Origin of the sequence: Hyphomonas sp., from assembly GCF_022844445.1 — a bacterium.
Lineage (GTDB): Bacteria > Pseudomonadota > Alphaproteobacteria > Caulobacterales > Hyphomonadaceae > Hyphomonas.
The window spans coordinates 69,356-81,857 of the sequence record NZ_JALHLS010000007.1; the positions used below are offsets into that span (position 1 = coordinate 69,356).

The window sequence follows — 12,502 nt, forward strand, 5'->3', positions numbered from 1 at the left end:
TGGCGCCGCCGGATGGGAACTCTGTTTCTCGGGCCTGCCGAACCCCTAGAAGTTGACGCGGCTCGAGACGGCGCCGTCAACGACCAGGTTGGAGCCGGTCGTGTAGCTGGAGCGGGGCGAGGCGAGGAAGACGGCGGCGTCCGCAATCTCCTGGGCCGTCGCGCAGCGGCCGGTGGGGTTGCGGGCGTTGGCCGCGGCGAAGAAGTCCGGCGCGTTCTTTTTCACCGTGTCCCAGACGCCGCCTTCGAAGAAGACCATGCCGGGGGAGACCACGTTCACGCGGATGCGCGCCTTGGCGTACTGGCGGGCGAGGCCCTTGGCCATGTGAATGAGCGCGGCCTTGATCGGGCCGTAACTGTCAGCGCGGTCGGCCTGCGCGGCGGAAACCGAGGAGATGATGACGAAAGCCGCATCGCCCGAGGCTTCGGCGCCCTTGGCGAGAAGGGGCTGGGCGGCCTCGAAGGCATTGACGGCAGCGAGCACGTCGAGCTTGAAGTTCTGCTCCCAGGCGGCGACATCATTGCCCTGCGCCATGGCGCCGGCATTGGAGATCAGAAGGTCCAGCCCCCCCAGCTCGCCGGCAGCGGACTTGATCCAGGCTTGCAGGGCAGGGCCGTCTGTAACGTCCACCGAAGCGCCCGTGGCTTTTACGCCGAGGGCTTTGAGCTCTGCCACGGCCGCCGCGACCTGATCTGCATTGCGCGCGCAGACGCCGACATTCGCGCCCTCTTTTGCGAGCGTGTCGGCGATGGCGCGGCCGATACCGCGCGTGCCGCCGAGGATGAGGGCGTTCTTGCCCTTGAGCTGGAGATCCATGGATGTCGTTTCCTTCCTGTTTTTGTGATGGCCCATTCTGGAGGTAAACGGCGGCGAGTCCAGTCAGGCGCCCCGGCGAGGGATCTGGGCGCGCCGCTTTGAGGCACTTGGGCGCAGCCAACGGTCTCGTCCCATTTAACATGCCGGGTTCCGCGGGTAGCATGATAGCCTGAGAGGAACATCTGGCATTCCGCCAAGATCACCGGCATTTCAGCCGGTAGCGGGCTCATGCAATGAGCCCTCGGACCTTGAGGGTCTGACCATGGAACAGATCCCGACCGAGCAAATGGAAGCTGCGAGCACGCTGGCTGTTGTCGTCTCGTCGAACGAACCGCTGCTCCTTCTTTCAGAGGACCAGAAAGTGATCGCGGCGAGCGCGTCCTTCTGCCGGGCTTTCGACATCGATTCCAGGAACGTAACCCGCAAGCACGTCCGGGAACTTGGAAACGGGGAGTGGGACATGCCGAATCTGGCCTCGCTTCTGGCAGCGACCGCGTCGGGCAGTGCGCAGATCGAAGCGTATGAGATCGACCTGCGCAGACCTGGCCAGGGCGTGCGCAATCTCATCGTTAATGCGCGGACACTGGACGATGGCGACAGGAGCCGCGTCCGGGTGCTGATGGCGGTCAACGACGTGACGGAGGCGCGCGCCGAGGCGCGGATGAAGGATGAACTTGTCCGCAGGAATGCGATCCTGTTGCAGGAAGTCCAGCACCGCGTGGCCAACAGCCTGCAGATCATTGCGAGCGTGCTGATGCAGAGCGCGCGCCGGGTGCAGTCTGAGGAGGTGCGCGGGCATCTCAGGAATGCCCATAGCCGCGTCATGTCGATCGCGGCGCTGCAACGCCAGCTCTCGACAACGAAGAGCGGGCCTGTGGACCTGCGCGCTTACCTGACGCAGCTGGCCCAGAGCCTGGGCGCCTCGATGATCGAGGACCCCGACAAGCTCTCGATCTCGGTCAATGTCGACGACAGTACGGTCGGCCCGGATGTCTCTGTCAGCTTGGGTCTGATCGTCACGGAGCTGGTGATCAACGCCCTGAAACATGCCTTTCCCGACCAGCCCTCCGGCGTGATCCTGATCGATTATCACGCGGCAGGGGATGACTGGACCCTGTCGGTGACCGACAACGGCATCGGCATGCCGGAAGGCAAGGATGCGCCGAAGGCAGGCCTTGGAACAGGCATCGTCGAAGCGTTGTCAAAGAATCTGCTGGGCGAGATCGAAGTAAGCAATGCCGGTCCCGGCACGGCGGTGACGATCCGGCACCGCGAGAATGCAAATAGCAAAAACATGCTTTCTGACGCAGTCTAGGAACCGTATGACTTCTGAAACGCTATTCCTTCTTAGACTTCTGAGAAACTTTATCCGTGACCGGAATATTCCATGAGAAACGGCAAGGCTGTCGTCCTTATCGTCGAGGATGAAATGCTGATCAGGATGGGCGCCATCGACCTCGTGCTGTCGGCCGGGTATGAGGCGCTGGACGCGCGCGATGCCGACGAGGCGATCCGCATCCTTGAGGCGCGGCTCGATATCGATCTGGTGTTCACCGACGTCCAGATGCCGGGCACGATGGATGGTATCAAGCTGGCCAACTATATCCGCGGGCGCTGGCCGCCGGTAAGGCTACTGGTAGCATCGGGCAATGCGATCCTCGAGGAGAGCAGCCTGCCTGCGGGGAGCCGGTTTTTCGCCAAGCCTTATGACGACCACGCCATCACCGATGCCATGGCGCTCCTGCTGGCGGAAGCGAGCTGAAGGCGGCCCTGCTACTGTGAACCGCAATTGCGCCTCCAATTGAAGCCAAGAACAGGTCTTCAGGAGAACCGCCTAACTTATGAAGCGTTCACGCGGTTCAGAAGAGAAGATAATTGAGATGCTGCAGGAGAAAGAGGCGGCGGTGACCGTCGCGGATCTTTGCCGGAAGTCCGGGAAGTTATCGGCCGCCGTCTACGGCAGGAAGACGAAGTTCGGCGGCATGCCGACCGTCCGTGCACAACTCAACTCTTCATTCTTGCGCCGGCGCCACCCTTTTGATCCTTCGCGATAAAAGCGACACCGCCAACCTCGAGTGCTCGTTGGATTGCATCCAAGTTAGGTCCGGTGCTGCGATCCGGACCGCGATCACTTTCAATGCGCCTGATTGTGGCGAGCGACACTCCGCTCTCGTCTGCGAGCTTCTGCTGACTCCAATCGAGCAATGCCCGCGCTGCCCTTATCTGGCCTGATGTAAGCATTATTATAACTCATGTGCGTTTTTTTGTTGCACGCTCTTGGCGCATGTGATACATTCTCTCTCACAGCATACTCAAAGGTGCGGAAAATGTCTCGACGTTCTGATGGAGCGGCGAACGAAGGTGCGCGCAAGCAAGGGCCTACGCGAAGGCTGGTTCTTGGAGCGACTGCGGCACCGCTGTTCGTCAACCTGGGTGCAGATCAGGTTGCACATGCATGTGAGGCCTGGCTCGCCGACTATTCTGAACGCGAACGCCTGATCAGGCGGTGGCAGCAGCTCGAAACCCGGCTCTTCAGATTGCACAATTGGCCAAAGCTTTCGGGCGAGGAGCGCAATCAGTTCGCCGAGAAGCAGGAGATGGATAATCTTGACCAAAGTATCGATATCCTTGGTGACAGGAATCGAGCGGTCCTTGCGTCTCTACCGGGGATGTTCGCGACTTCGTCGCGCGGCATCTGCGGAAAGCTTGCGGTGGCGCTGATCGAGGTCTGTCCTGATGAGAACGAAGAGGCCCATCTCCTCATCGCCAGCATTCTCCGCGACTACCGCGCGCTGCACGGAAGCTGACAGGATTTCTGACGCCAGGATCTGAGTTTACTGTCCAGCGTCACTTTTACTAGTGACGAATCGTCGGCGTTTGTGCTAGTTATGCCGACATTATGTCACAAACACCTCACACACTCCGCTCATCGAGCAAAAAAGGGGATGCGCTCACGCAAGCGGAGCGCGCACTTGCTCTCCTCGACAAGACACCGCTCCTGCGGGCGCGCGATCTTGTCGACGCCGGAATCGCACGCGAAACGCTGCGCCGTCTCGTCCAGAGCGGTGAGCTCGAACAACCCGATCGTGGACTCTATCGCCGCGTCGGCGGTGAAATGGCGGCGGAAGCCTCGATTGCCGAGGTCTCGCGACGGACACCGCATGCCGTGGTCGCGCTCCTATCGGCGCTTCGCTTCCATGGCCTGACGACCCAGGTGCCCCATGAAGTATGGGTCTATATCGGCCGCAAGGCGCGTGTTCCGGCACGTACGCCCGTCAAACTCAGGGTGTTCCGCGTGGACGGTGACGGACTGACGCTCGGGATCGACGACCACGTCATCGACGGCGTGCCGGTCAAGATCACCAACACGGCACGGACGATTGTGGACTGTTTCAAACGACGGGACGAAATCGGGCTCGACGTGGCGATCGAAGCCCTTCGCGATGCCCGGCGGCAGCGGAAAGTAGACCTGAATGAAGTCTGGCGTATCGCTGAACGCCGCCGTGCACTGACCTACATGCGACCCTATCTCGAAGCTCTGGGCTAGGGGGAGCCTGAACCATGACCGTCAACATTGCTGCTTCGGTTCGCACGCGATTGACCACCCTCGCCAGGCAACAAGGCGATGCGGTCGACCGTGTCTTTCTCCGCTACGCGATCGAGCGTCTCCTCTATCGGCTCGCCCAGACCGACTACCGTGATCAATTCGTGCTCAAGGGAGCCATGCTGTTTTCACTTTGGGCGCCCGTTCCTTATCGCAGCACCGGCGACCTTGATCTGCTCGGTCACGGCGATCCTGCGCCGGAACGCATGGCGGCGATCTTCACCGCGATCTGCGTCGCCGCCGTCGATGATGACGGCGTCGTCTATGACGCCGCCAGCGTGCGTGCGGAGAGTGTCCGCGACGATGAGGATTATCGCGGTGTTCGTGTCTCGCTGACGGCTACGCTCGCCGGCGCGCGCCTGGCGATCCAGATTGATATCGGATTTGGCGACGCCGTGACGCCCGGCGCATCTGACGTCGATTATCCGTCGCTTCTTGGCTTTCCGTCGCCGTCTCTCCGTGCCTATCCGGCAGAGACTGTTGTTGCGGAAAAGCTCGAAGCGCTTGTCTCGCTCGATATGCGCAACAGCCGGATGAAAGACTTCTTCGATCTCTGGGTGATCGCGAAGACATTTGCGTTTGATGGTCCAACGCTCGCGACCGCCGTCGCTGCGACGTTCGAGCGCCGCGGCACGGCGCTTCCCCAAGGCTCGCCTGTTGCGCTGACCAAGACTTTCTCAAACGACGCAGGAAAGCAGTCTCTGTGGCGAGCGTTCTTGAACCGCACCACGATCGCCGTTGCGCCCGAGCCACTCCCTGAACTGGTCGCGTTCATTGCGGAATTCGTCGCGCCGCTCATGGCAACCAAAGCGGCCACCACCATGATGGGAATGACGTGGCAGCCGGGTGGACCTTGGGTTTCTGGCGCATAGACGACATCGGACGGGTACTGAGGTTTTTGGGGGTAGGGGATGAGCTGGCAAGAAGTCCGAGAAAATATTGCTGAGGTCGTACTTCTCGCTCGTGCGGCAAGCGGGTATTTCGACAAGACCTTGAAAAGCATCGTTCGGCAAAAAGTGGACCGTCACTTCCGGACCAATCGCCCGCTTCGGGAGCATCGGTATCCTGCCATTCGTCGTGCGATGGGTTCTGTTGGTACCCATCCATACGTGTCAATCGGGGCTATTGCTGCGTTGTACGCGATTGTGAGTGTGTGGACTTGGTACGCCCCATTGCCTGGTCCGACTGCTCCCGACAAGGTCCGTGACTACTTTCGCGACTTTCAATCCATCAATATGGCATTGTTGGGGGTGCAAGCTTCGTTCATCGGCCTTGTCTTTCCGCTTGTCATCGCCTTCGTTGGTTTGCTCAATCAAGGCCGAGCGTCTTTTGCGACGCGTCTCACCATATACTTCGACGAAAGCGGCGCCCGCCTTGTCGGCATTAGTTCGCTGCTTCTTTGCATAGTCATCGCATTGCAGCTCCCACTCGCGGGCATAATTCCTGTGAGAGTGGTTGCCGCAGGCGCAATCCTCAATCTGATCTGGCTCGCTCTGAATATTGCAGTGTTAGGATTCTTCCTTTTTCGAACTGTCGCATTTGTCCAACCGGCACAGCGCGATCCGATTACCTGGTCTTATGTTGCCAACGTTGCGTGGCGCTACGAACTCCACGCACAACTGATCGCAAACAATTGGGGAAACGCAGGCACCTACGGCCATCTTCCTGCCGGCGACGAAAATGGGCGGGCCAGCATCTATTGCTCACCGCTTTGGGACTCAGACCCCGTGCTGGCGAGCCGAGACCTGCGACGCGATCACGTCCTCGACGATGTGCGCTTCGGCGTCATCCGGCCTGTCGCTTTCGCCTGGCTCAAGGCAGCCGAACGCCCATCAAATGCGAGCGACGTCAGTCTAGCGTTTCCTGTATCCCCGGGCGAGAGCTACACGGATGATACTGTACTCGCTAGATCGCAAGAACCACTTGGCTGGGGTGGACGCACGGCGATTCGCCTCGGATTCCTCTTTCGGAAAAAGTCGCGCTTCCCGACCGAGAACGCAGATACGTCTACTGTCTTGAAGGAGATGGTCACTGAACTCCTCACGTTGGCGGATCTTCGGAAAGTTGAAGAGTTTGGTTCTCAGCTCAGGACAGTCAAAGAATTCCATGCCTTCTTGTACCTGATCGCTCAGGCGACAGATCACGACTTCAACTTTTCCGAACTCGAATCCACGTGGACAAAAAGCGTCGGACAGCAATGGGCGTCGCAGTACCGCGACCTACAAAGGCGGGTCACCGAGCGCCTCGGCGATGAACCTGAACTTTTCGCGCGTTGTTGCTATCTGCCTGCGGATATCTATGCGCAATGCCGTGATACCGTTTCTCCCACCGCTCTTGCGCCACTCCTCGATGTGTCCGCCAACCTGTTCCATCACTTGATGGTGTGGGCGGTAGCCGCGCACAGGGATGAAGCAGGGCAGACGCCAGGACCGGGGGAGTCATTTATGCTTACTCGTCTTGGCACCAACCACGCGGGCGCGTGGCGCAGCCTCGTAGCGGGTCGGGAGCGACTACTCGATGTGATCCTACGGTGGCCAAAAGGCGAAACACCGACCTGGACTGAACTCCGCCGGCATAATGTCAATTCAATACGGCATCTTCAGCTCACGGCCGAAATGGTGGGTCGAAGCGCCTGGAACGGTGATAGAATTGCCGTTCTATGGTCTGTCGATCTCCTCATCGGCTGGATAGAGCGTGCAGAACGCGATTGGCCAGATCAAGGCCACACGTGGTGGGCGCTACGACCCCAAGCGCTTACACTCGACTTGTTCTCCGCCGAATGGCCTGAAATTGAAGCATTGCCGATTACAACCACCGATGCGCGCCCGACTCCGAGAGATGTCTACGCTGGCATCTTCCACAATGCCTGGCGTGACTACATCATCGCGCTTGCGACGGTGTGCATACATTGGTGCCGTGAGTTTGGTGTCAGTGGTACTGCGGCGCTCGCGGCTCGCATGCTTCTATCAGGTCGCCGGCATGACCAAGGGGCCTCAAGCGTCAGAGAGGCAGAGCCCCCAGACACAAGCAGCATTCTGATCGCGTTGCTCCGTATTGTCGGTGCAGGCTGGCGGTTCGACAAATCATATGCCAGCCGTTTTGATCATCTCGCCGAGCGACTTGGCGAGTTGCGCCAAGAGCCATGGGTTTCCATGCGAATCTATTCGTCGAGCGGCGGACTTGGCTTCTCAGCTCTGTACACTGAGCATGCTCTTGCAATGATGGCCGCTACCGACCCAGCCAACCAGCTGGTCGTCGGTGATGGTTTGCGACGGATGCTCGTTGATGGCGACGACGTCCCGAAGCGGCGGCGGGAGGAATATCTCCGTGCTCTGCTAACGGCATTAGCTGATATTGATCGCGTTGAATGGGAGCCGATCCTTGGTGCGCTGCTAGCCGATCCACAAAGTACCGGATTCGAAACGCGGCTTGCTGCGGTTCGCTCGTTGCTGGAGCAATCGATTCAGGTCCTAGATTCACACCGCCTACAGGCAATCCGGGATGCCGAGATCGATCCCGAGCGTCTCCTTGAGGTCGCATCGGCAGCCGGGAAACTGGCATTCAGCGCAGCAACAGGCGCATTCCCAATCCATGTCTTTTCGGCAGTCGAGACGGTGCAAGAGGAACTGACGGAGTTCACGCTACGCTCACTCAATCAGGAAAAGGGTGCATTCTCCAAACCTCAGATGGCGCAACCCGTCTCGAATGAGGAAAGCTGGTGGAGCGCGACGATGCGCGATCAGGTGGCGAGCATCATCTGGCGGGACGTGCTGCAGGCCACCCCGTTCGAAACCCTGATAGGCACATCACCCGAAGAGTTTTGGTCTGTCGTCAAAAATGGTGCAAACAATATCCGTGGTGCAGGCGGTGAGCCGATCCTTGTTATCTCGAGTAGCATGGAGCCGCGGTGGCTGCATGAATGGCGTTGGGCTGAGTTCCGAGAAGGCTATAAACGACCCGAAGACCTCACGGTGCATCGCGAAAACAATGAGGAACCAGGCTACGAATTCTCGCTGAACGACATTCGCGTGTATCGAGCCGCTTGCTACCGTGGAGAATGCTATCTTCTATCGCGTACAATGCTTGAGAAAGTGCGGTTCCGCGATTTCGGTGATGGTTCGCAGGTGAAGGTTGATTTCGAGAGCGATGCATCTGATCCGTGGCGCGGTTCGCTCACGGTCAAATACCAACGCGCCGTGCAAATCGGTCGAACGCAGTCCTATAGAATCCGTCACGCCCAACTGACGGAAGGACCCGAAGAAGAAGTGTAGGACTCGATCAAGAAATCAGCGATCTACTTCCGTCGGCTCGATCAGGACAATTGTGTTATCCAGCGGCGTGGCGTCGAGAATGAGAGTCAAGCCAGCGCCGCTGTCGTCGGCCATGCGGCGCCGCCGAACGACACGATTGGATTAACGCTGCCGGTCGCCGCCCATGACGATCAGAGCCAACATGGCCCATTCCTGCCGATCACGAACGTTCCTGAGGCTGAGGCCGGAGCCAACTACTTCTTTGGGCTGTGAGGGAAACCATCGCTTCCGAACCCCGGCCAAACGGCCGCCGGTTGAGGCTGTAACTTATTCTCCAAGGCATCCTCTCGACCGCCCCTTCCAAACCCTTCTCCCAGGAAGGGAGAAGGGGCGGAGTTTGAAGTTTCAGTGCACTTCGCTCGCGCTAAAAGCGCAAAGACGCACCAAGCAAAAAGTCAATTGTCTGATACTGGGCCTGCAACTTACTACCTGCCGCTCCAGGGAGGTTGGGATCGTCGATGAAAAAGGCGCGAACCTCGCCAAATGCTGTCCAGCGTTGGCCAAGCGCGAGATCCGCACCCAGAATCCCCTGGCCAGCCAACAAGCCCGAGTCAGAGTATTGCCCCGCTGCCGGGCCTCCAGTCAGGTCGAAATCAACCTCCGTCACAAAGCCGACCCCCGCACCGACATAGGGTTGAACCGCGCCGAGCGCTCCGAAGCTGTACAGACCGTTCACCATGATGGCGGTTGAGGCGTAGTCGCCCTCGCGGGCAATGCTGGTCGGCAGGCTGTCCACGTCGCTCGACCGATACGTGTACTCGATCTCACTGCGCCATGGACCCGCGTAGTCGTAGCCTACGGCACCGCCGACCATCAACCCGCTGCTGAACTTGGCGTTCGCATTTGCACCGCCAGTGCTGATGTCGCTGTCATTGAGCGTCGACAGCCCGCCATAGGCGCGAGCGTAAAAGCCGGGTTCCGTCGCCGGGGCTTCAGCTTGAGCCACACCTGCGTAAGCCGCCAGAGCCGCCATAATGACCAGTTCGTGTTTAATCATGCCTTCATCTCCTTGTTCTGAGGCATGTTGGATACGTTTCATGTCCAGCCTTCGATAGGCTCGCCGGAGGCCTTTTGCACCAACTGGAGGCGTTTCTGCACGAATGGCGCTCCGGTGGGGCAACAGATTCGCCAATGGCGGGGTTCTTGCAGGAATGGTCAGGCTTTCGGAAACTTGGCGGCGACCTCCGCCTGGCGGCTGCGGGAGACCGGAACAGTTGCGCCCGAAAGCAGCACGCAGGACATACGACCTTCCTCCATCCGAACTCCCGCTACCTGAGCTCTGGCGACCCAGTGCGAGCGGTGCACCTGAAGGCCTTTGTCCGACGCTGCGAGTTCCGCCACGGCCTTTCCGAACGAATAGAGAATGAGCGCCTCGCCGCGGGTCGTCTTCACGCGGAGGTAATGGAGCTCGGCGCTGAGCATGACGAGTTCGCGGCCCAATGCGGGCGTCAGCCGCGCCAGAAATGGTAGGTCCACGTCATTGTCCGCCGCCCGAGGCGGAGCGCGTTCCGGGCCTTTCACGGGTGGCTCGCTGCCGGTCGAGACCTCCACATCTCGCGCCACCGCTGGACCTTCTTCGAACAGTGACAATTGGGGGAGACGCAGCGTCCGCGCCGCGTTCAGCCCTAGCCATACCAGCATAATCGGCGGGGCCAGCGCAAAGACTTCGTCGATCACCAATGCGCTCAGCGACTGGCGCATTTCGCCCGGGTTATCCTCCAATCCGAACGCCCAATCGAGCCCAACTGCCACCGGCGCGAAGAGCCCCGCGCCTATACCGCCCGCGACGGCGATCTGCTGCCAGGGGGCGAGACTACGCGTCAGCCGAAGCTGCGACACCCCCAGCTGCGATAGCTGCAACAGCCCGAGCGGCAAGCCGACGTGTGCGATCCAATAGAGACACCGCTCCACCGGCTCCAACATGCGCGACGACTCAGGGTTGAGTAGAGTGAACAGCATCGCTAGCCCGGCGCCTGAAACGGCAAGGAACGAAGGCCAAGAGATGGCAGCTTGCTGCAAGCGTGTTTGACGGAATAGCATGCAGTCCTATTGGCAGAGCGGGCGTAAATGGCAACTGACTGGCTCGATGTTGAGACGCTCGCTGTGGCCGTCTAAACTTGCGACAACATTGGTGAAGCCGGCTAGAGCTTGGAACGTGGACCTCGCCGCGGCCTGCGACTATGCCGGCACGCGAGCGACCAAACCGAAATCGGACGAGTGACCGAGTTCGGCGAACTGCAGCCTGGCGGCGATGATGCTCGCGAATGACAGGACTGAGGTGACCCTGCCGGACGCCGAAATCGATCCTCGGAGCCAGCTTGGCCCTAAACGGTCGGTTGCTACGCAACGAGACTTTGGCTCGAAGAACCTGGGGCAGGTCAGCCGTAGTCGACTTTACAACGAAGGATAAAGGTATCGTAGAAACCAAAACTGGTAATGCAAAGCTCAGCCAAGACCAAAGAGATGTGCAAGCCGATGTTAAGGCAGGCAGAGAAGTTATTCCCCGAAGTAAGAATGCAGCTGATGCTGGCCTCACTCCGAATCAGCCCACGAAAATGAACAGCTTTGAGGAGGACCGCTATTGAGTGCTGCTCGTCCCGACCTATGCGATTTGACATTCAAAAGACAAGTCGTGATCCAGTGTTGCGATGCTTTGGAACGCGAGGGATTCACTCGCTTCAGGAAGGACAAAGTTGATTGGCCGCTAGGGGAAGAGTTTCACTGCTGGGTGGGCTTAAACTCCAGCCTCTCGCCAGAGTTTGTTCATATAAGTCCATTCGTCGGGCTGCATGTAAAACCGATAGAAAAGCTTTGGACTTCATACAAGGTTGGAAAGTACACTACAAAATATGATCGGGCGGTCGCCACTTATGCCCGCCACGTTGGTGAGATTTCGCCAAGTGAATCCGAGTTTAAGTTTACTCGGGCGACTGACATTGAATCAGAGTCGCGCCGCCTTGCGCGGCTTTATGCGACGGTTGGTTTCGAATTCGCCGAAGCGATCGCCGATTACCAATCTCTGCTTCCACTATTGAAGGAGCGTATCGGCATGCTTGGGGCTTATCCCGAAAGAGTGGCCTGCTGTTTGTATTTGATGGGCCGCAAGGCAGACTCGCGAAAATTTGTCGAAGCGTTCGTTTCGGCACATCACGATTACTTTGCCGGTTTTGCAGATCCGTTTCTGAAAAGGCTGGACGAAGAAAGATTGACTTGAGGCTGCTGTGACCCCCGACCAATCCTCCGATTGGTGTCAAGGTAGAGCCGGTGGAAGAAGCCTGAATCTCTAAATAACGGTCAATCGTCCTCGGCCCTCTCGTGTCAACTTTCGGCGATCTCCGGCCTGGCGAAGGAGACGTACCCGAATGACAGCACTGAGGTGACTCTGACGGACGCCGAAGGCGATTGGAGGAGATGGCTTGGCCCTAAGCGAAGATGGCTACGGGCACGCGCCGAAGAATGCGCAGCCGCCGATGAACGCAACAAATAGGACTGGGCCAATAAGCGCTGGCGAAGTAAGGGCAAGAACCCACCACGCACGCAATCCTTTCGCAGCGAAAACAGTGGCGAGAAGAACTCCCCACAGAACCAATAAAACGCCGCTGACTTGGATGCCCAAATCAGCCTGAAGCGGAGGAATGCGCCACAAATACATCACCTCAGCGGCGAATGCCGCTAACCCCGCACAGAGAGTGGCGATCGTGCCGGCATCAAGCTTCATCTGACGAGTGTTACTGAGAGCGAATCCTTTCGCAATGACCGTTCTCGGCGAAGT

At 59.0% G+C, this 12,502-nt stretch carries 12 protein-coding genes and 1 pseudogene; 8 read left to right on the forward strand and 5 right to left on the reverse strand.

The annotated features are described in order from the left end of the window. Positions 1–45 precede the first annotated feature (45 nt). A complete protein-coding gene (locus tag Q0C17_RS09705; protein ID WP_291205088.1) occupies positions 46–816 on the reverse strand; it encodes an SDR family oxidoreductase in 771 nt (256 codons plus the stop codon). A 262-nt stretch (positions 817–1,078) separates the two neighbouring features. On the opposite strand from Q0C17_RS09705, the gene Q0C17_RS09710 reads away from it, so the two are divergent. The 3 genes and pseudogenes from Q0C17_RS09710 to Q0C17_RS09720 all read left to right on the forward strand — a co-directional run. Beyond that, positions 1,079–2,131, forward strand: a complete 1,053-nt coding sequence (locus tag Q0C17_RS09710) for a sensor histidine kinase (protein WP_291205091.1) — start codon at positions 1,079–1,081, stop codon at positions 2,129–2,131. Positions 2,132–2,203: 72 nt separating this feature from the next. Then, complete coding sequence (locus Q0C17_RS09715; protein ID WP_291205094.1) at positions 2,204–2,578, forward strand: response regulator; 375 nt, start codon at positions 2,204–2,206, stop codon at positions 2,576–2,578. Between the two features lie 79 nt (positions 2,579–2,657). After that, positions 2,658–2,801: pseudogene (locus tag Q0C17_RS09720) on the forward strand (IS3 family transposase); the annotation flags it as partial. Positions 2,802–2,820: 19 nt separating this feature from the next. On the opposite strand, the gene Q0C17_RS18175 reads toward Q0C17_RS09720, so the two are convergent. Continuing rightward, positions 2,821–3,057, reverse strand: coding sequence for a helix-turn-helix transcriptional regulator (locus Q0C17_RS18175; RefSeq protein WP_366914799.1), 237 nt, complete (start codon positions 3,055–3,057; stop codon positions 2,821–2,823). A 77-nt stretch (positions 3,058–3,134) separates the two neighbouring features. Between Q0C17_RS18175 and Q0C17_RS09725 the strand changes: the two genes are divergently transcribed. The 4 genes from Q0C17_RS09725 (at position 3,135) to Q0C17_RS09740 (ending at position 8,691) form a co-directional block, all read left to right on the forward strand. Beyond that, entirely contained in the window at positions 3,135–3,623 is a 489-nt protein-coding gene (locus Q0C17_RS09725; protein WP_291205097.1) for a hypothetical protein, read from the forward strand. A 92-nt stretch (positions 3,624–3,715) separates the two neighbouring features. Continuing rightward, positions 3,716–4,363 (forward strand): AbiEi antitoxin N-terminal domain-containing protein, encoded by a 648-nt coding sequence (locus Q0C17_RS09730; protein ID WP_291205100.1) that lies wholly within the window; start codon positions 3,716–3,718, stop codon positions 4,361–4,363. Positions 4,364–4,377: 14 nt separating this feature from the next. After that, the gene (locus Q0C17_RS09735) at positions 4,378–5,292 is read left to right on the forward strand and encodes a nucleotidyl transferase AbiEii/AbiGii toxin family protein (RefSeq protein WP_291205104.1); all 915 of its coding nucleotides are present in this window, start codon (positions 4,378–4,380) and stop codon (positions 5,290–5,292) included. A gap of 39 nt (positions 5,293–5,331) precedes the next feature. Beyond that, entirely contained in the window at positions 5,332–8,691 is a 3,360-nt protein-coding gene (locus Q0C17_RS09740) for a hypothetical protein (RefSeq protein WP_291205108.1), read from the forward strand. Between the two features lie 403 nt (positions 8,692–9,094). Here Q0C17_RS09740 and Q0C17_RS09745 read toward each other — a convergent pair whose 3' ends face one another. Together Q0C17_RS09745 and Q0C17_RS09750 are read right to left on the reverse strand one after the other, a co-directional pair. Further along, positions 9,095–9,769 (reverse strand): outer membrane beta-barrel protein, encoded by a 675-nt coding sequence (locus Q0C17_RS09745; protein ID WP_291205112.1) that lies wholly within the window; start codon positions 9,767–9,769, stop codon positions 9,095–9,097. Positions 9,770–9,885: 116 nt separating this feature from the next. Beyond that, entirely contained in the window at positions 9,886–10,653 is a 768-nt protein-coding gene (locus Q0C17_RS09750) for a LytTR family DNA-binding domain-containing protein (protein WP_291205115.1), read from the reverse strand. A 658-nt stretch (positions 10,654–11,311) separates the two neighbouring features. On the opposite strand from Q0C17_RS09750, the gene Q0C17_RS09755 reads away from it, so the two are divergent. Beyond that, the gene (locus Q0C17_RS09755) at positions 11,312–11,944 is read left to right on the forward strand and encodes a hypothetical protein (RefSeq protein ID WP_291205118.1); all 633 of its coding nucleotides are present in this window, start codon (positions 11,312–11,314) and stop codon (positions 11,942–11,944) included. Between the two features lie 222 nt (positions 11,945–12,166). On the opposite strand, the gene Q0C17_RS09760 is transcribed toward Q0C17_RS09755, so the two are convergent. Continuing rightward, on the reverse strand, positions 12,167–12,448 hold the full coding sequence (locus tag Q0C17_RS09760; protein ID WP_291205123.1) for a hypothetical protein: 282 nt from the start codon (positions 12,446–12,448) through the stop codon (positions 12,167–12,169). Positions 12,449–12,502 lie beyond the last annotated feature (54 nt).

Bases quoted from the DNA above. Each gene is read 5' to 3' on its own strand.
- Q0C17_RS09705 (WP_291205088.1), bottom strand. From the start codon at position 816: ATGGATCTCCAGCTCAAGGGCAAGAACGCCCTCATCCTCGGCGGCACG.
- Q0C17_RS09710 (WP_291205091.1), top strand. From the start codon at position 1,079: ATGGAACAGATCCCGACCGAGCAAATGGAAGCTGCGAGCACGCTGGCT.
- Q0C17_RS09715 (WP_291205094.1), top strand. From the start codon at position 2,204: ATGAGAAACGGCAAGGCTGTCGTCCTTATCGTCGAGGATGAAATGCTG.
- Q0C17_RS18175 (WP_366914799.1), bottom strand. From the start codon at position 3,057: ATGCTTACATCAGGCCAGATAAGGGCAGCGCGGGCATTGCTCGATTGG.
- Q0C17_RS09730 (WP_291205100.1), top strand. From the start codon at position 3,716: ATGTCACAAACACCTCACACACTCCGCTCATCGAGCAAAAAAGGGGAT.
- Q0C17_RS09735 (WP_291205104.1), top strand. From the start codon at position 4,378: ATGACCGTCAACATTGCTGCTTCGGTTCGCACGCGATTGACCACCCTC.
- Q0C17_RS09740 (WP_291205108.1), top strand. From the start codon at position 5,332: ATGAGCTGGCAAGAAGTCCGAGAAAATATTGCTGAGGTCGTACTTCTC.
- Q0C17_RS09745 (WP_291205112.1), bottom strand. From the start codon at position 9,769: ATGAAACGTATCCAACATGCCTCAGAACAAGGAGATGAAGGCATGATT.
- Q0C17_RS09750 (WP_291205115.1), bottom strand. From the start codon at position 10,653: ATGTTGGAGCCGGTGGAGCGGTGTCTCTATTGGATCGCACACGTCGGC.
- Q0C17_RS09760 (WP_291205123.1), bottom strand. From the start codon at position 12,448: ATGAAGCTTGATGCCGGCACGATCGCCACTCTCTGTGCGGGGTTAGCG.